We start from the raw sequence: 19,127 nt of genomic DNA, 5'->3' as shown, positions 1-19,127 counted from the left end.
ACTCGGTTCGTTGCCTTTCCTCACCGCGCTTTACTACTTTAACTAACCCACTAGGGTTTGTCAAGCGTTTTTGAGGATTTTTTTTGATTTTTTTTTGAAAAAGTCTGGAAGCCATACAGGGAAGGAGTTTCAGTTGGAAAAAAATTTGATATTTCCTGAGACAGGAAAGTCCAAGGGGGCGATCGCAGTCAATTCTCAAGCTGCGTTGCCCCCTTGGATTGTGTTGGACCCTCTCTTCCAGGGATGGTTATTAGAGGATATTGGTCGAGGCGATCGCACCACCAGCGCTATCTATATAGAGGAAGCTCCCTCAGCCCGGGTGGAATGCATTATAAAGGAGCCAGGGTTAAGCCCAGGGTTGTCAGTCGCTAATCGAGTCTTCTATATAATGAAGGAACCAACAAGGAACAGCAGATCAGACAATGGGGGCCGAGATCCCTTACATCTGCTACTGACGGAACTAGAGATACTCCACTTCAATAAAAAGCTTGCAGTCTCAATCATTCAGCGCTTACCCAGATGGAATGTTGTCCCCGCTTTGAAAACCGATCGCTGATTTCAACAACCACTCCTTGCGTCCTCATGAATTTTAGCTACTGTGTCCTGGCAGTTATGACGGAAGTCTACAAACATATCTCCACTGGGAAAACAGCCGTTGTGTTTCCATCTCATGGTCGAGAAGGCCCCCCTGTCGTTATCGTTGCGACTCTCCTCTTGAAATCGATAGGGACCACAGCATCAAACTCTAGAAACGCCCAAGGCAACACAGGGGTTTGGGTATTCAAACCTCCGATTCTAAAAATCTAGACTAAGGGGTTGCCATATCAAGAAAAAAGAAATATATTTATTAAGTAAGCCTTTTATTTTGGTGAAAATCCCAATAACGCAATAGACAGTCGGAGGTTACAGATGCCGAAACACACAGAGTTCAGCCCACACCGCCCCTTGAGTGGGAACGAAAGTCGGCGAGTAGAACTGGAAACTGAGAATGATTACTTAAGAACCGTTGTCCGCAGGCAGGCTGAAATGATCAGGGAACTAGAATGCCGTGTAGATCCCTACTCTCCTGACGGGGAAGCACTATGCAACTCCTTTTGGAAAAAGGATTGGAAATAAATTATAATGCTTTTATTTATTGTGGTCTATCTCTACTAGACTCACCGTGAGAAGGTTAACCATGAGCAGGAAACGGAAAATTAAATCTGCCCCAGGACAACTATCACTGGAAGACTTACCGGGCTTCTTCCCAGAAGCCCCTAGTGTGCCAGCAGAAGCGACTCCATACCAGAGTAGGCGATCAACAGCAAAAGAAGCCGTCAATAAATACAAAGTTGATCGTATTGAGACTGACAAAGCCACCTCCGAAAGATCCCAAAACAGAGATATTAGAGTAGATAGAGGCAATTCCCCCGTTCTAAGTCTGCTTCCGCAGATTCCTGTCTATGTTCCTACTACATTTGACCCTTGCCAGGGGATCCGGGAGGCCAAGCAGGGATGGAAAAGCAATCAAGTCCCGTCAGAAATTGTTTTTGATTGTAGACATCTTGAACTGGCTCAGGAGTATGCTTGTCAGCCCAACTCCGGTGAGTTTTTTTCCCGTAAAGAACAATATCTCCTGGGTCGGGGGGGGCTAGTTAATTTAGCCGTATTCATTAATCTATTACGTTGCTACGGAACATTAGGCAAGTGGTCAGATAATATGTTCCATGAAACTGGAAGAAAGCCTATAAAAGAATTTCATTTTATCCGCCCCAATCAGAATACTCCTGTAGGTAAACTTTGGGATGTTTTGGGAATGGAAGGGTTAACAAAAAAGCCTTTCCGGAATGTATGGACATCAGATTTAACGGAATTTCAATCCCGAATTATTTCACCTTTGCTAATGGTCAACGACAAGAATCGCAATGATATAATAAAAAATATGGAACTATGGTTAGCTAATATCATAGATAGAACTGGAAATTCCACCTACCTTAAACTATTAATACTGATTAGTGAGGTGGTTAAAAACCTAGTAGATCACGGGAATAAGGGAATATTCGGACTATCTATTTGGCCCAGTGGACAAATAGAAATTATATGGTCAAACCCCATCGAACACCTTCCCTGGTGGCCCCCAGAAGATACAGCAGATAGTCTCGCAAACAGCCTCCTCAGTAGTAACGGAGGTGGAATGCGTTATATCTATGAAGACTTGCTGCCTCGATATAAGGGACTACTCATTATCAACTGGAAAACTCACCATTTAATATTTCACTCCTCAAGAAGTTTTGAAATTATTGGACCCAAACCCAGAAGTGATGCTTTCTTGCCTAGAAGCATCCTATTTAACCTGCAATTGTTTTGCAAAGAAACGAGAAATCGGAGTAGCAAGAATGTCTATTAAACAGTTAGATTTATTGAGAGAAGTTAAAAATCGTCATCCTGATGGCGTAATACATGGTCGGGGCCGAAATATTATCATGCTTATGGAATTAGGTGGTAAACATTTCCGAACCCCGGAAATGATCGGTTTACTCAAAGAATATTGGCAGCCTACCCAAGATGATATCCTTTATATCATTAATTTGGAAGGGATAGATGTACTTACCCCTTCAGCAGCTAAAATTTTGGTGGAGTCTGCACCCGATTTAGCAGCAGAGTACAAAATCCCAGTTCTTTTCAGCCATGTACGCGAAATGGCAAGAGACAGCCTTGAAAGCGAAGCTCGCCGCTTTACCCCCCCCAAAGTAATATGGACTATCGACGAGAAAGGAGAAGCCCACTTAATCGGTCAAGTTCCAAATAAGTTTCAGGAGTTATTGAGTTTTTTAGAAGAAAAAGGCCCTGCTAGTGCTAGTCAAATCGCAGCGATTCAAGAAGGGGCGACTTCTAAAAAAGCTGTAGGTAATTTGAGTGTTTACCTCCAAAAGTTATTTAGTTCTGGTCTGGTTGGTCGAGAAAAAGTCACGGCATTAGAGCGCGAGGATGCAGAACGAGGCTGGACATACATTTACCAAACGGCTCCCGCTATCACACGCAAAACTCCACTCGAAACTTATAAGAGGAAACCGTAATGGACATTTACGATCGCCATTTCAACGCAATCCGCGAAAATGTTGAGGCTGGCATGGCAAGGCCACTCCCTTCTGTCATGCCTGAATACTACACTCTAGAGCCTTCCATCGACCCAACTACTTCGTATATTGCTGCACTTGATGGCACAGATCAGCAGATATTTTATGTTCCTTATAGCCCCGAACAGGGAATTGCGGCTTGGGGGGTTCTCTATGTAGAATTGGATCCAAGGGATCCGGATGCGGGAATTTATCGTGATGGGCCTGCCAGTAATTTCTTGGTAAGAGAGGATTTATTTTATTACCATCTAACAATGGATTTACTCAATCCAGAAGAAAATCGTTGCTTCCGAAATGATTTTTATGCAATTAGGCAAACCCTATCATCTGCTAGACCGACTGAACCTCCCTTACTAAACCCAAAATTCAACAATAAGAAAGGGGTACGACCCATCGCAGCCGTGGAAAGGGCAACAGGGGAGTGGCTCTCATTAAGAGCAGCGGTTACTCACCAACTAGCTCCAGGTAGTTTGGTACTTAAGGATGGACGGTTTAACTGCCAAATGGAGCAAGCAGCTTCCTGGGTTGATGAGTTGGGACGAACTGCTGTCCGAAATGATGTCCGCTGCGTGGCAGTTGTCAAATCAGGTGCGGTCTATAGTATGTTATGCCCGCTGGTCCGAGAAATAGCCAAAAAGACGGATAGAGCCTTTTACTTCATTGTCCCACCAGAAACCATTAACGAGAGTTACGCTAATGATGTCTATACTAATCGTAAAACCCTCATGCTGGGAGGTAAAGATCACAGAGATTTAGCAGGGATTGGGGCTTTGTGGACTGCTTTTTGTCCCGATCCAACAAATTATATGACTTTTGTTGTACTCGAATTCAACGTTTACGATCTGCATCACTACAAAGCGCTTGTCAGGGAACCAAAAACTTTACTAGATTGGCAGAGGAATATATTGAATGGAGAAGTTCATTTGACGGAGAAAAAAAATATTCCTCATCTATATGTAACAGACTTACTGATTGACAATAACGACATTGAAAACCTAGTCGAGCCGACTCTCAGGGAACTTCTTTGGTTGTGCGAGCAAGAAGTAGCACGCTTTGGTTATCCCAACTTGCTGGGACTAGCGCACCACGAGGTAGTCCTCACGTCTGAAAAAGCCAGTCTGCTTCGGCAGAAATATTTAGAAGCATTTGCTACTTCTAATATAATTTTGAGCGAATTGGTCGAAAATCCCCTTGATGCCACGTCTCATAAACTGCACAATATCACCTAAAAATAATTAAATGACAGAAGCTAAAAACATTACGACCACCTCTGGAGCCTCGAATAATACATTGATGGAGTTTTTTCCACCCAGAGAAGTTCCACAACCCCAAGAAATTAATTTCGTTGTAGGCACTCAATCGGACGGCGATCAAAAGCGTTATCAAGTTGAACTAGACGTAAATTTTGATTGCAGGGTTGGTGATTTACTCGAAGCAAAAGACAATCGGACGCATCGCCATTATTTATTGATGGTAGTTGATATAGACTATGCTTTTCCTCATAAGACAGAACACGCTCAAATGTTAGATTTGCTGCGACGGCGACCGGATAAAGAAGTTGACGATCCAACTTTCCGCGCTCTTTGCAAAAATCTAGCGATTTGTACCCTGCTGGGGGAAATTCAAGAACGAGAAATTACAGAACGAGGATATCGTCCAAGTAAGTACACGACCACGGTAGTTGAAGCCAGTAGCCATACGGAAAAGTTGATGGCGAGTGAGTGGCAAATCGGTGTAGATATTGGTTCGCTTCGTGTGGGCCGAGAAAACCGACCCCATGTACCCGTGCGTTTTTCTACAGTGGAGTTAGTGGGTAAAAGGTTTTTAATAGTGGGTCAAACTGGGAAAGGCAAGTCTACCGCTATGCGTCAACTCCTCGACGGTCATCTACGCGCCATGTCTTCCAAACAGGAGAACCGTCAAGTGGGGTTTCTAGTCGATGATTTTAAGATGGAATATCCCTTCGATACTTATAATCAATCTGGGGAAACTGTACCGGGATTGATCTCTAAGTTGGGAGCGGTATCTAAAGACAAGCTTGTTATTCTGAGTTGCAATCCTGATGAGTATAGAGAGCATACCCATCGAATTAGGGATATTGTTAATTTGCAATTACCGCTAGAAACTCTATCTCTGTCAGTATTGTGTGACTTGGCTAACCTGACTGAAGCTCAAACGAATGTAGTGCGGTTGATAGAAGATACCGGAAGAAAATCATCAGAGTTTTTTAGCGATCTGTTAGCAGTGGATGAGTATGGTATGCCCAACACTGTAATCTGGGGCCGGAAATATGGCCCAATGTTTTATAGTGCTACTGGCAAAAAAAAGGTTAAAAAAGGAGAAGAGATTAATGAGGAAGAGGATATTGATAAAGGTTTGCGAGATCGCTTATCTTACATCCGTCGTGCAGTGCAGCGACTTTTGAAAATGCCATTTATGACTAGGAATGCCAGTTATGGTGACTGCACGGGTAAGCTCCTTCAATACCTGCGGGAAGGCTGCACGATTATAGTAGACAAAAACCAACTAGAAGATCACGAGCGTGAAATGCTCACAGTCGTTCTCTTGTACCATATTTTCCGACATAATCAAGCAATGGCGAGCGGGAGTAAAGAGCAACGCGATCGCATGATCCCAGTTGTGGCGGCGATAGAAGAAGCTCAGTACCTCCTTTCTCAGGACAAAGTAGCCGACCCCGACTCCATTTTTGCCAAAATTGCCTTTACTGGCCGCAGTTATCAGATTGGCCTACTTGCCATTACCCAACGTCCACAGGCAATTCAAAAAGAACTTCTAGGTCAATTTGATGGTTTCCTCGTCCTTCCCTTAGAACACGCTAACGATTTTCGACATCTTGCAGATGCTTGTCCAGCCTTATCAGGCTATCGCAATGATTTAGCCTCTGCTCCTATTGGAGGTGGTGTTATTGCTTACGGCTCACCTAAAAAGATCGTTTCCGTTCAAATTGAAAATTATCTATAGGCCACTTGGTCTATCAAAATTTTTTATTTCTCAACCATAAGGGAAGCCAGTACCCTAGATTCATCAGTAATGTAGGGTACTTTTTTCATAAAACCCCGATAGCTAGAGCAATCGTATGTTTTCCTTCTATAGAGCATCGCAGGGAAGAACGAGGCAAACAATAACGTTCTTTCCAAAAGGTTGCCAATTCATCAAAAGGGTCGTCATTGTAAATTGGTGCTTCTCCAGTTCCACTCAAGACCTCATCGAGATTTTCCACGTGAGGGATCATAAAAACTTCACGTTTAAGATTATGCCGAGTCAGTTTGCCTTCTGGTAAGCCAAGGTTTTTCAGGACTCGCTTAGTGACTTGGAGCCTTATTTTGGGACCTGTGCCAAAACCTCTCAGCGGTTTGTCAGGAAAAAGCTGCTTGTGAAAAGTTTTCATTTTAGCGTATAGAGCATCGCTAAAATGTAGAGTACCCCAGCCTTCACAGGCTCCAAGAGAAATAGTCGCCCATTGGTTTTGCTTACCATTACTTCCTTTGCTAACCCTATTGTACAAAGAGCTTCTTCCAAAGGCACTGAGGGTAGTTATCCCTATCAAAATTGCAGGGAGCACTCTCTCTCTCATCACCGTTTTTCGTCCTTCGTAACGACGTTCATAATCTTTTCTTACTTCTTGTGATGCTGCTGCTAAAACAACCAGTTTTCCTGCCAGTAAATCACTGTAGGGTGGCAAGGCACCTAATGTGTAGGCATCCATCGTCTGGTTCACAATTTCAATTTTCCGTTCTTTGTCACGAGGAATGTTAAACTTTCGATCCCTGGCTGACAAAGCAATGGGTGCTGATTGTAAACCGAGAAGCCCCATTAATTTTTCATTAGAATCATCCCACAATAAATATTCTAATCTTCTACCGTAGCCCCGACTGTATGGCAGGTTCCAGTATAAACGAGCTACCCGAAAAATATCCCGCTGTGATCGCTGTTCTATCAATTCTAAGCGGGGTTTAATCGCACTAGGATCGACTTCTTGTGGTTCGGCAAACACATGGCTGTATTTTGGCCAGTTATTTGCCAACCATTTTTGATGTTTTTCTAATGCTATTAGACGGGAATGATTGGTATAGCTTCGGTAATGAGATTTTTCATCCGGGTTGACAATTCTCATTAAATTTCGTAATTCTTGGTTAATCGCCTCCAGCATTTCTTGAGCTTCATTTTCTAGCTTCTTTGCATGAACTAGGGGAGAGAAATTAGGTACTTCTTCTAACCATTCAGACTGCTGAATTTCCGATTCAGCCAAAGAACTATGCATACATTTATCCGTTATAAAAATTTATGGTAATGTAATTCAGCCTACCCATATTAACCTACCGCAAATTCGGGGACTTTTAATCTGAATTATGATTAAATAATGTGGGTATTATTCACCTGGTTTTAAATTCATATATTCAAAGCAAGATAATATGAACTTTCTTTATCTTCTAAAGATTTTTACAAAAATTTAGTCCAAATATTAACTTCGGTAAAAACGAATAGTTAATAGAATTTACTAGCTGAATAAGAACATCTGCCCTCAATCTAATTTCAGAATATAGTCGGACATTTGTAGTAAATGTGCCTCGACTTACTGCTCTGATGATGACTGCGGAGGATTTTTGGGGTAGTTTTTGAGACGCCCCTGATGCCTAGCTTCCTCTATTGCCCTCTCTAGCAGGTAAGCAGAAAGATTGGAGACAGAGCGACCTTCAGAATGCGCCCATTCTTCTAGGTCTGCTGCTGCCCTATCTGACAGGATGACTTGGATCCGTTTGCTCATGTCTGGGTGGATACACTGACTTAATATCATACAGTCTCTGTTACCCTTATCTCGTTAATTACACAGATACGAACCTATTATGAGTCATAGGTACTCATATTTGAGTAATCCTTAAAGAAAGTTAACCAAATCATTCGGAGACCCAGTGTGTTACGGGTAAGCCCTATCGGGAAGAGTAGGAGGTTTATTCGAGTAATCTACCCACCGTCCAATCACCAGTACACCTAGTTGTGAAGATGATTTTAGAGTGTCAGCTTTCTACGGAAGTGTGTCAACTTCAGATGCTAGAGAACCAGTAGTACGGGTCATCGGAATCGTTAGAGAAACACAAAAAAGCTCCCACCAGATATAAACACTGGTGGGACAGCGGGTAGAAGAAGATCTAAGTTATCCGTAGGCATTCTCCCACTCAGCCTGAGAACAAGCGTAATGATAGATGTTTGTTGTGGATACAAGAGCGATCTTATCGTTCCTGATGTCAGAGGATATGCGATCGCCCCCTTGCCAAGGGTTATGGATACAGACCGCGATCGCCTAAAGCCTCAGCGACGCGCCCGACTCCCAACATATAGGCCGCTTGTCGGAAGGGAATCTGACGGTTTTGGGCCAGTTCGCTGACTCGCTGATAGGCTTGCACCATCAACCCTTCCATTTCGCGGTTGACCCGTTCCTCATCCCAAAAGACGTAGGATTGACCTTGGACCCATTCCAGATAACTGACCACCACGCCTCCGGCGTTGGCTAAGATATCCGGGAGGACGGTGACCCCTCGCGCTTCTAGGAGGCGATCGCCCATTAAGGTGACCGGGGCATTAGCCGCTTCCGCCACGATTTGAGCTTGGACCTGATCGGCATTTTCCTCGGTAATCTGGTCTTCTAGGGCTGCGGGAATCAGCACATCACAGGGGAGGGCCAATAATTCGGCGTTAGTAATGAGTTCTGCATCGGGAAATCCTCTCAAGCTGCCTTTGTGCTCCCGAGCATATCCTTCCAATGCGGGAATATCTAAACCGTTTTCGGCAAAGAAAGCACCGGAAACATCAGAAACAGCGATAATTTTGGCCCCGGCTTCATGGAGTAAGGCTGCTGCTGCGGCACCCACTTTACCAAACCCTTGAATCGCAATCCGGACTTGGGATAAGGTTTGTCCCCGTTCGATTAAAGCTTCCCGGACCGTAATCATCACACCCCGTCCTGTTGCCATCGCCCGACCTTTGGATCCGCCGATGGATAGCGGTTTTCCCGTGACGACTCCGGGGACGGCATGACCGACATTCATGGAATAGGTATCCATCATCCAGGCCATTTCTTGGGAAGAGGTGCCAATATCGGGGGCGGGAATATCGATCGCCGGTCCAATATCTTTAATCAGTTCGCTGGTGTAGCGTCGAGTAATTCGTTCTAATTCGCGAACGGAGTAACGATGGGGGTCGATCGCAATCCCACCTTTGGCCCCTCCGTAGGGAATTCCGACTAGGGCACATTTCCAGGTCATCAGCATGGCTAAGGCGGATAATTCCTGTAAGGTGACGGCGGGATGATAGCGAGTACCCCCTTTATAGGGTCCAAGAACATCACAATGTTGGACTCGATGTCCGGCGAGGACTTGGACTTCGCCATTATCTAAAAGGACGGGAATGGAGACGGTGACGACTTTGCGGGGTTGTTCGAGAATCCGCAAGATGTTCGGATCCATTTCTAAGGCAAGGGCGGCTTGTCCCAAGTAGGTGCAGGCACGGTCATGGGGACAAATGTAAGCCGGAGAGGGAGCAAGTTCTGTTAACGGCGTTGATAAAACCATAAATTTATAGTTTGGGGAATGAAGGGCGGATCAACTCGGTGATCCCGTGCCCGGTTTCCGCCAGATGATTTGCGGCTGGAGTGGCGCGGGATGTCAGTACGCTGTGATTAATTTCCTTGTTATTCGTAGCCTAACCGAAAAATCTCTGTAAATTGTAAATTTAGTATAAATTGTAACAGTTTTATTGTGAAAATTTGATATGCCTTTTGGCATGAGTATTAAGACTGAGTAAACTCTGGGAGCTAGGAGCGATCGCCGGATTAAATTCAGTATAATTACGGCCCGTGGGGATTGGGGATCGCGATTGGGGTAAACAGAGGGTGATAGGGATCGCGAGAATCAAGGTTTTCCCTGGATCTCGGTTGGTGAGGAATCTTGTTCTGTTTTGCCGAGGTTTCTGTGGCGGATCTACGGGTGCGATCGCCTCCTAGGATTGCTTAATCACTGGGGACAATCGAGACTGTAGTGCCTCTGGTTCTTGCTAAATTTAGGGGGATTTTTGATTCTCATACGGAATCCGGTACTGATAAGTCTATAAAAACAACCGGCATCAATCTGTATGTGTAGGGGCGCAATGCTTGCGCCCCTGGGGCGCAAGCATTGCGCCCCTACAATCCCTTTTTATAGACCTTTAAATACCGTATGGAGTATCAAAGCGCCCAAATTAAGATAAGAACAGAGAGAGGTTGTCGGTCCCCGATGCAAAAAAAGAGGGACACAGTATTACTGTGTCCCTCTTTCTGATTTATATGGAGCTAAGCGGACTCGAACCGCTGGCCCCCTCAATGCCATTGAGGTGCTCTACCAACTGAGCTATAGCCCCGTTCAGCGCTTTATTATATTGGCACGAACCCGATTAATTTGTCAACTAGGTTAACCCAAAATTTTTCAATTTTTTTGCAAGAATCTGCTAATCCTTGCCGGGAAGCAATTTCATCCCATATTAGCCCTCTTAAGCGTCCCTGAAAGGTTAGAACTATGGCAGCCCTGGGGCGCGATCGCTCGTTTCATAATACTCTATCGTCCCCGGTTCTATCCAAGGATTAACACTCACGGCGCTGGTGGAAGTGTAATAAGACTCTACCACTCCTCGATTCGCCATTTCTCGGACATACAGCATATAGTCGCCCATTAGGAAATAGACGGCCATCATTGCTGCCGCAGCCATTGCGACCAAGGTCCCTGCCAGCATCAGCGAAAATTCACTTTTATCGACGGCTTGCTGCATCAGGTGCAGGGACCAGGCCACCAAAGCTATGACGATTATGAGGATCAGAATCATAACTTTACATATATTCCCCCATTACTTTACATATTTTAACATCCTCTCAGATTAAGTGGGTAGAGCGACCGAAAAAATCACCCTCCTATTCATTTAAGAGGAGGGTGAACAAAAATCGATGCTGGATATGGATTAGATGTCAATTAACAGGGACAGACAGGGCCGGTTACATCGGAAACCTTAAGACAATATTCATACTTCCGAGAGAAGGCAAAGAATTAAGGAGGAATTAATGCCTAGGTGCTGCTCCTCTTCAGGATAAAGTCAGAAGGCCCGATCGCAGCTTCTGGAGGCTTTCAGGTAGGCGCTGCCCACTGGAGTTTAAAACAGTTCGGACTCCCCTTTACAATTGACGGATGGGGACTTGTCGTTCGGCGAGGTAGGTTTTAATCTCAGAAACACTGAGTTGGCCGTAATGTAATAAAGAGGCCAGCAGGGCCGCTTCTGATTGGCCGGTGGTGAGGGCCTCATAAATATGTTGGCAGTTTCCGGCACCCCCGGAAGCAATCACGGGAATTTGGACTTGTTGGGCGATGGTGCGAGTCAGTTCTAAGTCATAACCCGCTTGCGTGCCGTCGGCATCCATACTGGTGACGAGTAATTCTCCACATCCGCGTTGTTCAACTTCTTTTGCCCAGGCGATCGCATCGAGGCCGGTATTTTCGCGACCCCCGCGCACATAGACATCCCACCCGGGATTTTCTGGATCCGTGCGGCGACGGGCATCGATCGCCACGACAATACATTGATTTCCAAAGCGATCGCTGGCTTCATTAATAAAATCAGGGTTGCGCACGGCGGCGGAATTGATACTGACTTTATCGGCCCCTGCTCTTAACAATTTTTTAATTGTTTCTAAGGATTGGATCCCGCCCCCGACAGTCAGAGGGATAAAAACTTGTTCGGCAGTGCGGTAAACCACATCAAAAATAATATCCCGGTCTTCATGAGTGGCCGTAATATCCAGAAACACCAACTCATCGGCACCGGCTTCATTGTAAACCTGAGCCAGTTCTACAGGGTCTCCGGCATCTTTGAGGTTGACAAAGTTGATTCCCTTGACAACACGACCGGCTTTGACATCTAAACAGGGTAAGATTCGTTTGGCAAGCATGATGAGTTCGGTTAGGGGACTAGATGAAGACTGAAGGAGCAACGGAGTAAGGTAGAAAATTCCTCCCTCAACCTTTGTCCAAAGGCTTCATAATCAGCGGCAAGCACTGATAAACTGTGGAATGGTTCAATCAGAAGAAACCCACAGGATTTCAAATGAAAATCGGTCAAAAGGTCAAAGTTACCCGCCTCAGAGAAAGATTGTCCGCTGATGCGGTTGCCAAAATTAAAACCAATCCCGTCGGCACAATCAAGGATTTTAGAATGACGGATGGCAGCGGCGTTGGAGTGGTGGTGCAGTTAGACAGCGGAATCACCACCTGGTTCTTTGAGGATGAAGTCCAAGCCCTGTAAGGGGGGCGATCGCGGTGAGAACAGAGGGGAAACCAACCTGTCACTCCCGCGATTGACCATTAACATAAGAAAGGTTCGAGTGGCTCAAAACAGAAACAAATGGCCTTAATTTTGACCTTTTTAGGAAAAGGTGGGACTGGAAGAACGACCGTGGCGATCGCCGCTGCTAAAAGATTTGCATCTCAAGGTAAGCGCGTGTTGCTCGTCGGCCAGGATAGCAGTCCCGCTTTTAGTTTACTCGTCGGTGCGACCGTCACCTGCGATCCCATAGAAATCGGCGCTAACCTCAAAGCAGTACAGCTAGAATCAGCGGTACTGCTGCAACGGAGTTGGCAGCAAGTGAAAGATTTGGAAGCGGAATATCTTCGGACTCCGTTTTTTAAAGAAGTTTATGGCGAAGAATTGGGGGTATTGCCGGGGATGGATAGCGCCCTGGCACTGAATGCCCTGCGCGAGTATGATGCCAGCAATCAATATGATGTAATCGTTTACGACGGCAGAGGGGATAAAGATACTCTGCGGATGCTGGGAATCCCTGAGATTTTAAGCTGGTATATTCGCCGCTTCCGAGGAGTGTTGGCGGAATCGGAACTGGGGAAAGCCCTGTCGCCCTTTGTGCAACCTGTCACCAGTACGGTGTTTAATACCGGCTGGTCCCTGGATAATGTTGGGGGTAAACCGGCAGAACAAGCGACGGATTTATTGGAAAAGGGGAAACAATCCGTGGGTGACCCCAATCGGGTGATTGCTTACTTGGTGACGACAGGCGATCGCCTTGCGGTGGAAACCAGTCGCTATCTTTGGGGGAGTGCCCAACAAGCGGGGCTCACCATTGGCGGATTGATTTGTAATTTAACCCCAGTTACCGATGAAGTGGTGGAACAATTTGCACCCCTGCCGGTGACTTCCATTCCTCAGATGGAGGGGAACGACTGGGAACCTCTGATGGATGCTTTGCCAGATTTCAAAAAACCAGAAGGCGTCCCCCAACCGATTGAAGTGGACCGGGTGAATAGTCAAGTGAAGCTATTTTTGCCCGGGTTTGACAAAAAACAAGTCAAGTTGACGCAATATGGCCCAGAAGTGACCATTGAAGCGGGGGACCAACGGCGTAATATTTCCTTGCCTCCGGAGTTAAAGGGGAAAGCCGTTAAAGGGGCGAAGTTTCAGCAGCAATTTTTAGTTATTTCGTTTTAATTCAGTTTAATTGGTTTTAAACGGTGCGATCGCCCGTTGGATGGGTTCCGGTTGGACTGGAGACATCTGACGGGCGAGTTCGTTATGGGGTTGAGATTGTCGGGTTTGATGATTTGAAAAATGCAGAGAGGTTCAAGAGATCGCCTTGCTGCTGGGGAGTCGTTATCCCATAATCAATTAGACTGATTATTTAACGAACCGAAACTCTCCCAAGTCTGATATGTCTAACCCCCCTACATCTGAGTCCAATCTGTCCAACTCTCCCGATCGCGTGCCACCTCCAGAGGCTGCTACTTCAGCAACACCCATTCCAAGTGCTTCCCCTGAGTCATCCAACCGCAATGCTAGAACTCGGCAGATGTTGGGGATGAAAGGGGCGGATGTCAAAGAGACATCGATTTGGAAGATTCGCCTGCAATTGATGAAACCAATTACCTGGATTCCCTTGATCTGGGGGGTCGTCTGTGGGGCCGCTGCTTCCGGGAACTACGAATGGAAGTTAGAGCACATTTTAATTGCTGCTGCTTGTATGTTGATGTCTGGTCCTTTACTAGCAGGCTACACTCAAACCATTAATGATTTTTACGATCGCGATTTAGATGCGATTAATGAACCCTATCGTCCCATTCCCTCCGGGGCGATCGCCGTCCCGCAAGTCATTTCCCAAATTTGGGTGTTATTACTCGCCGGGATTGGGGTTGCTTATGCCTTAGATGTTTGGGCGGGTCACGATTTTCCCACCATTACCGTCTTGGCAGTCGCTGGTTCCTTTGTTTCTTACATTTATTCTGCACCGCCTCTGAAACTGAAGAAAAACGGCTGGTTAGGAAACTATGCCCTAGGTGCCAGTTATATTGCCCTACCTTGGTGGGCGGGACAAGCCCTATTCGGGGAAATTGGACCCAAAATCATGGTGATCACCCTGATTTACAGTATGGCGGGATTGGGAATTGCGATCGTCAATGACTTTAAAAGCGTTGAAGGGGATAAACAACTGGGTTTGCAATCCTTACCTGTGATGTTTGGCGTCGGGACTGCCGCTTGGATCTGTGTCCTGATGATTGATATCTTCCAATTGGGAATCGCGGGATATCTGATTTCGATTCACCAAAACCTGTATGCGGCGATCCTGATTTTGCTGGTGATTCCGCAAATTACCTTCCAGGATATGTATTTTCTGCGGAATCCTTTGGAAAATGATGTTAAATACCAGGCATCAGCCCAGCCATTTTTGGTGTTGGGAATGTTGGTGACGGCCCTGGCGATCGGTCATGCCAATATTATTTAGGTAGGGGCGATCGCTAGAAATCCCTGTCCTAGAAGCCTGCCGGAACTTCCGAGGTTCCGGCTAACAAATTAACCTTGGTGTATTTTAGTGCAAATATTGAACCCAAGCTCTAAAATAAAACCCAATACTGGCGGTAGATGGCGGTGAGAGGAGTTGACGTGGCTAAATTTATTTCCAAGCTCAAAAATATCTCCAAGAAATTCGGGAGTGCAACCGGGAACCAACCGCGAAAATCAAGGGATTTACCCCCGGAAACTGGCGGCGATCGCCCCGGGGTTGACCGTTCACACCCCACTGTTCTTCCAGGGACTCCCCTCAGTTTAGCCCCAGGAGAACAGGGTCAAGCAGTGGAACCCCAGGCGATCGCCGAGGATGGCAACCCCTCGGACCCCGGTAAGCCCTCCAAAGCCGGTAAACCTACTAGAAATCTTCTCTCCACTCTCAAACGCCTCTGGGTTAACCCGGGCGGAAAACCCCTCTATCGTCGTCGCATCTTTTGGGTGGGTTTGGGCGTTGTGGCTGTCAGTAGTACCGCTGGAACCCTCACCTGGGTTTGGTGGCGAATCGATCGCAGTTTGCCCGATGTCTCAGAAGTCTTTACCTTTGTCCGAGATGGGACGTTAACCATTACCACCCAAGATGGGACCATTTTGCAGCAAGTGGGGCCCGCAACCCGAGACAAGCTGAAAATACAGGACATCCCACAACCCCTTGTTGAAGCTTTCATCGCTTCTGAAGACAGCAGATTTCATCAACATAGCGGTTTGGACTATCAAGGAGTACTGCGGGCAACTGTGGCGAATATCCTCGCTAGAGAAGTGGTGGAAGGAGGCAGTACCATCACCCAACAACTCGCCCGGATGGTGTTTTTGACTCAGGAACAAACAGCGGGACGGAAAATTCGGGAAGCGTTTTTAGCCCGCAAAATTGAGAAAAATATGAGGAAACAGCAAATCCTCGAACGTTACCTCAATTATGTTTATCTTGGGTCGGGCGCTTATGGGATTGCAGATGCGGCTTGGGTTTATTTTAGTAAGTCTGTAGAGGAACTGACCCTCAGCGAAATGGCAATGATTGCGGGGTTACCACCGGCCCCTTCAGTTTACTCACCCTTAGTCAATCCAGAAAATGCCCGAACCCGGCGCAATATCGTTTTACAACGGATGACCGAACTGGGATACATTACTCCAGAAGCAGCGGCGACGGCGAGAGAACAACCGTTAGAAGTCCAAGCAAGTTCTCCAAAACGGCTGAAAGTGGAGGCCCCGTACTTTACCTCCTATATTCAAAAGGAATTGCCGAAACTGGTGTCAAAAGAAGCCCTAGAAATGGGTGGATTGACGGTAGAAACGACGATTGATTTGGAATGGCAGAAAATTGCCGAAAAGGTGGTCAAAGAGGCGGCAGAATTGGATGGACCCGCCCAGGGATTTGATCAGGCGGCATTGGTGGCGATCGCCCCGGATACTGGGGAAATTAAGGTCATGGTGGGAGGGCGATCGTTTCAGGAAAGTGAATTTAATCGAGTGACTCAGGCACAACGTCAACCGGGTTCGACTTTTAAAGGGTTTGTCTATGCCGCTGCGATCGCAGCCGGTTGGTCTCCCTACGATGGCTATGAAGATGCCAACTTTAAAGTTGATGGTTACAAACCCCGCAACTATGGCGGCAAATATCGCGGTTGGGTTTCGCTGGTTGATGCCTTGACCAATTCGGTTAATGTTGTTGCGGTCAAAGTCTTAATTGATATTGGCTTTGAACCTACCATCGAACTGGCGAAAAATATGGGAATTAAGTCAAAACTTGACCCCATTTATTCCTTAGCCCTGGGTGGATCTGAAGTCAATTTACTGGAACTAACCAGCGCCTATGGCACGATCGCCGCTGAAGGAAAACATCACGAACCCCACGGCATCACGCGCATTGTCGATCGCCGAGGTGACACCATCTACCAAGGGAAATCCCAACCCAAACAAGCGTTAGATCAAGAAACCTCTGCCATTGTTACTTGGATGTTAGAGCCCGTTGTCCAATATGGCACCGGATCAGCAGCGCAGTTAGGGAACCGCCCCGTTGCGGGAAAAACTGGCACCTCTGACGAAGCGCGAGACCTTTGGTTTATTGGCTATATTCCTCAATTAGTCACCGGAGTTTGGTTGGGGAATGATGATAGTTATCCCACCTGGGGAAGCAGCAGTACCGCCGCCTTCACCTGGCGTCAATTCATGGAAAAAGTAGTGGAAGGAATGCCGGTTGAAGAGTTTCCTGAAATCCCGGAACGCTTTGATGGACGCAAAGAGTTTATCAAAACTAAGCCGGTTATTCCCAATAGTATTTACTATGGAGATACGACTCCAGATAATGCTCAACCGGGTTCTGCCAATGCTGGGGATTATTCCGAGGGATATTACTAATTAGGCAGATGAGAATGGATAACCACCCCAAGGATGTGATAGAGTAATCCTTGGGGTGGGACATGAACATGAATTACATAGCTTGCTCTTTTCAACAAAAATTAATGACTAACTTTTTAAGTTAAAAGGAGATAGGTTAATATGGCTGATGATTATTTGATTCCAAACTTAATCCAGGATGTAGAAAGAGGGAAAATTAGAATCCCCTCATTTCAACGAGGTTTCGTTTGGGATCCTGATCGAGTTCTTTATTTTATAGATAGTATCTATAAAGGTTTTCCTTTTGGCTCTGTATTAATTTGGACAACTAGAAATCCTTTAAAAACTGAAAAGAATCTGGGGCCTTATAAACTGCCTGATAATAAGCCAGAATATCCCCTAGATTATGTTCTTGATGGGCAACAGAGAATAACCTCTATTTTTGGGGTATTTCAAAATTCTCTTTCTCCCGAACAAAACGGAAATACTGACTGGACCAATCTATTTTTTGAATTCAATAGTTCCGACTCTGTACCCTTTAAATATTTAGACGATTATAATAATTATGATCGTCAAAAATATTTTCCATTGAAATGTGTGTTTGACCCTACGAGATTGATCTATGCAATGGAGTTAGCTGATCGTTCACTATTCACACAGATAAGTGATTTAGCCTATAAATTTCAGAAAGCTAGAATTCCTGTAGCACGTTTTGAAAACGAAGAACCGAAATATGTAGCAACGGTTTTTGAAAGGATTAACCGCCAAGGCGTTGAATTAAATACTTTTCAGCTTTTATCTGTATGGAATTGGAGTGAAGATTTTGATTTACAAGATAAATTTAGAGAAGTTGATGAAGAACTAGAACAATTTGGATTTGAAGAATTAGGGTCAGATTTACTCCTAAAATGCTGCTCGGCAGTAGTAAAGCAAAGTGTCAATCCAGAAGATTTTATGAAACTTCCGGGAAATGAAGTCAGTATGAATTTTGATAAAATTAGAAATGCCATACTTACAGCGATTGATTTTTTAGAAAAAGAACTTAATATTTTTTCTTTAAAAATGTTGCCTATGGACAACATATTACCTGTTTTAGCGTTATTTTTCGCCTTCTCTGAAAACCAATTACCGTCCAAACCAAATGAGCAATATGAAGCTATTAAAAGATGGTTTTGGCGTGCCTGTTTTTCTCGAAGGTATGCAAAGGGAGGCGCTAAAAGCACGTCCATAGATTTGGCAGAAGTACAAAAAATGAAGGATGGAAAACCTCATAAACTTGGAGATTTTGATGTATCCTTAGATACTAGCTTTTTTCTTAAAAACTACTTCAGAATGTCTACAGTGATCACTAATACATTTGTATTGCTGTTAGCAGAACAAGAACCATTAAACTTTCTTCAAGGCACAAAAATTTCATTAAGAAAAGTTTTGTCCCAAGCTAATCGAAAGGAGTTTCATCATATTTTTCCAAGAAGTTTTTTAAGAAGTGTGGGCATCTCTGATAATGATATAAATTGCTTGGCGAACCTTTCAATACTTGCTAGGAATGATAACAATAGAATCAACAATTCACCCCCCAATGAATATCGTATATCTATGCCCTCTGATCCAATCAAATTCCAAAAAATAATGTCAACGCATTTTTGCCCAATCGAACCATTTTTAGAGAATGACTATAATCGTTTTTTAGAGCGCCGAGCTGAATTGCTACTTCAAAAAGCAAAAGAACTCTGCGATATTAAGTAAATTGGTAAAATGCTGGCACTTTAAAGATCGGCTGATACATTCATTTGTGTA

14 protein-coding genes and 1 tRNA gene are annotated in these 19,127 nt (G+C 45.2%); 9 read left to right on the top strand and 6 right to left on the bottom strand.

Annotation, left to right across the window (positions count from 1 at the left end; translation table 11 throughout):
* Positions 1–1,177 precede the first annotated feature (1,177 nt).
* Genes NG795_RS24445 through NG795_RS24430 form a run of 4 tightly spaced genes read left to right on the top strand, consistent with a single transcriptional unit; the run spans position 1,178 to position 6,098 of the window.
* Positions 1,178–2,386: a hypothetical protein gene (locus tag NG795_RS24445; RefSeq protein ID WP_367291225.1), complete on the top strand. Its 1,209-nt coding sequence runs from the start codon at positions 1,178–1,180 to the stop codon at positions 2,384–2,386.
* On the top strand, positions 2,376–3,056 hold the full coding sequence (locus NG795_RS24440; RefSeq protein WP_367291224.1) for a hypothetical protein: 681 nt from the start codon (positions 2,376–2,378) through the stop codon (positions 3,054–3,056). The genes NG795_RS24445 and NG795_RS24440 overlap by 11 nt, the downstream gene beginning before the upstream one ends.
* A complete protein-coding gene (locus NG795_RS24435; protein ID WP_367291223.1) occupies positions 3,056–4,345 on the top strand; it encodes a hypothetical protein in 1,290 nt (429 codons plus the stop codon). Before NG795_RS24440 ends, NG795_RS24435 begins: the two co-directional genes overlap by 1 nt.
* A gap of 10 nt (positions 4,346–4,355) precedes the next feature.
* Positions 4,356–6,098 carry an ATP-binding protein gene (locus tag NG795_RS24430; protein ID WP_367291222.1) on the top strand — a complete coding sequence of 581 codons (1,743 nt, stop codon included), beginning with the start codon at positions 4,356–4,358 and terminating at the stop codon, positions 6,096–6,098.
* 85 nt (positions 6,099–6,183) lie between these two features.
* On the opposite strand, the gene NG795_RS24425 is transcribed toward NG795_RS24430, so the two are convergent.
* From NG795_RS24425 to hisF, 6 genes are all read right to left on the bottom strand, one after another.
* Positions 6,184–7,386, bottom strand: a complete 1,203-nt coding sequence (locus tag NG795_RS24425) for a Druantia anti-phage system protein DruA (protein ID WP_367291221.1) — start codon at positions 7,384–7,386, stop codon at positions 6,184–6,186.
* Between the two features lie 324 nt (positions 7,387–7,710).
* A complete protein-coding gene (locus NG795_RS24420; RefSeq protein ID WP_367291226.1) occupies positions 7,711–7,902 on the bottom strand; it encodes a ribbon-helix-helix domain-containing protein in 192 nt (63 codons plus the stop codon).
* Between the two features lie 511 nt (positions 7,903–8,413).
* Entirely contained in the window at positions 8,414–9,703 is a 1,290-nt protein-coding gene (locus NG795_RS24415) for a Glu/Leu/Phe/Val family dehydrogenase (RefSeq protein ID WP_367291220.1), read from the bottom strand.
* 750 nt (positions 9,704–10,453) lie between these two features.
* Positions 10,454–10,526: transfer RNA gene (locus NG795_RS24410), tRNA-Ala, on the bottom strand.
* A 153-nt stretch (positions 10,527–10,679) separates the two neighbouring features.
* On the bottom strand, positions 10,680–10,985 hold the full coding sequence (locus NG795_RS24405; RefSeq protein ID WP_367291219.1) for a hypothetical protein: 306 nt from the start codon (positions 10,983–10,985) through the stop codon (positions 10,680–10,682).
* 343 nt (positions 10,986–11,328) lie between these two features.
* The gene (gene hisF / locus NG795_RS24400; RefSeq protein WP_367291218.1) at positions 11,329–12,099 is read right to left on the bottom strand and encodes an imidazole glycerol phosphate synthase subunit HisF; all 771 of its coding nucleotides are present in this window, start codon (positions 12,097–12,099) and stop codon (positions 11,329–11,331) included.
* 155 nt (positions 12,100–12,254) lie between these two features.
* On the opposite strand from hisF, the gene petP reads away from it, so the two are divergent.
* From petP to NG795_RS24375, 5 genes are all read left to right on the top strand, one after another.
* A complete protein-coding gene (gene petP, locus NG795_RS24395; protein ID WP_367291217.1) occupies positions 12,255–12,452 on the top strand; it encodes a cytochrome b6f subunit PetP in 198 nt (65 codons plus the stop codon).
* A 99-nt stretch (positions 12,453–12,551) separates the two neighbouring features.
* On the top strand, positions 12,552–13,649 hold the full coding sequence (locus NG795_RS24390; protein ID WP_367291216.1) for a Get3/ArsA fold putative tail anchor-mediating ATPase NosAFP: 1,098 nt from the start codon (positions 12,552–12,554) through the stop codon (positions 13,647–13,649).
* Between the two features lie 220 nt (positions 13,650–13,869).
* Positions 13,870–14,937, top strand: a complete 1,068-nt coding sequence (gene chlG, locus NG795_RS24385) for a chlorophyll synthase ChlG (RefSeq protein ID WP_367291215.1) — start codon at positions 13,870–13,872, stop codon at positions 14,935–14,937.
* Between the two features lie 158 nt (positions 14,938–15,095).
* Positions 15,096–17,351, top strand: a complete 2,256-nt coding sequence (locus tag NG795_RS24380) for a transglycosylase domain-containing protein (protein WP_436836084.1) — start codon at positions 15,096–15,098, stop codon at positions 17,349–17,351.
* Between the two features lie 141 nt (positions 17,352–17,492).
* Entirely contained in the window at positions 17,493–19,076 is a 1,584-nt protein-coding gene (locus NG795_RS24375) for a GmrSD restriction endonuclease domain-containing protein (protein ID WP_367291213.1), read from the top strand.
* Positions 19,077–19,127: the final 51 nt, after the last annotated feature.

Origin of the sequence: Laspinema palackyanum D2c, from assembly GCF_025370875.1 — a bacterium.
Classification (GTDB): domain Bacteria; phylum Cyanobacteriota; class Cyanobacteriia; order Cyanobacteriales; family Laspinemataceae; genus Laspinema; species Laspinema palackyanum.
Note: the sequence above shows the minus strand (reverse complement) of the source record. Positions and strands in the feature narration are given on the sequence as shown.

Bases quoted from the DNA above. Each gene is read 5' to 3' on its own strand.
- chlG (WP_367291215.1), top strand. From the start codon at position 13,870: ATGTCTAACCCCCCTACATCTGAGTCCAATCTGTCCAACTCTCCCGAT.
- NG795_RS24405 (WP_367291219.1), bottom strand. From the start codon at position 10,985: ATGATTCTGATCCTCATAATCGTCATAGCTTTGGTGGCCTGGTCCCTG.
- petP (WP_367291217.1), top strand. From the start codon at position 12,255: ATGAAAATCGGTCAAAAGGTCAAAGTTACCCGCCTCAGAGAAAGATTG.
- NG795_RS24440 (WP_367291224.1), top strand. From the start codon at position 2,376: ATGTCTATTAAACAGTTAGATTTATTGAGAGAAGTTAAAAATCGTCAT.
- NG795_RS24435 (WP_367291223.1), top strand. From the start codon at position 3,056: ATGGACATTTACGATCGCCATTTCAACGCAATCCGCGAAAATGTTGAG.
- NG795_RS24375 (WP_367291213.1), top strand. From the start codon at position 17,493: ATGGCTGATGATTATTTGATTCCAAACTTAATCCAGGATGTAGAAAGA.
- NG795_RS24390 (WP_367291216.1), top strand. From the start codon at position 12,552: ATGGCCTTAATTTTGACCTTTTTAGGAAAAGGTGGGACTGGAAGAACG.
- NG795_RS24415 (WP_367291220.1), bottom strand. From the start codon at position 9,703: ATGGTTTTATCAACGCCGTTAACAGAACTTGCTCCCTCTCCGGCTTAC.
- NG795_RS24430 (WP_367291222.1), top strand. From the start codon at position 4,356: ATGACAGAAGCTAAAAACATTACGACCACCTCTGGAGCCTCGAATAAT.
- hisF (WP_367291218.1), bottom strand. From the start codon at position 12,099: ATGCTTGCCAAACGAATCTTACCCTGTTTAGATGTCAAAGCCGGTCGT.
- NG795_RS24445 (WP_367291225.1), top strand. From the start codon at position 1,178: ATGAGCAGGAAACGGAAAATTAAATCTGCCCCAGGACAACTATCACTG.
- NG795_RS24420 (WP_367291226.1), bottom strand. From the start codon at position 7,902: ATGAGCAAACGGATCCAAGTCATCCTGTCAGATAGGGCAGCAGCAGAC.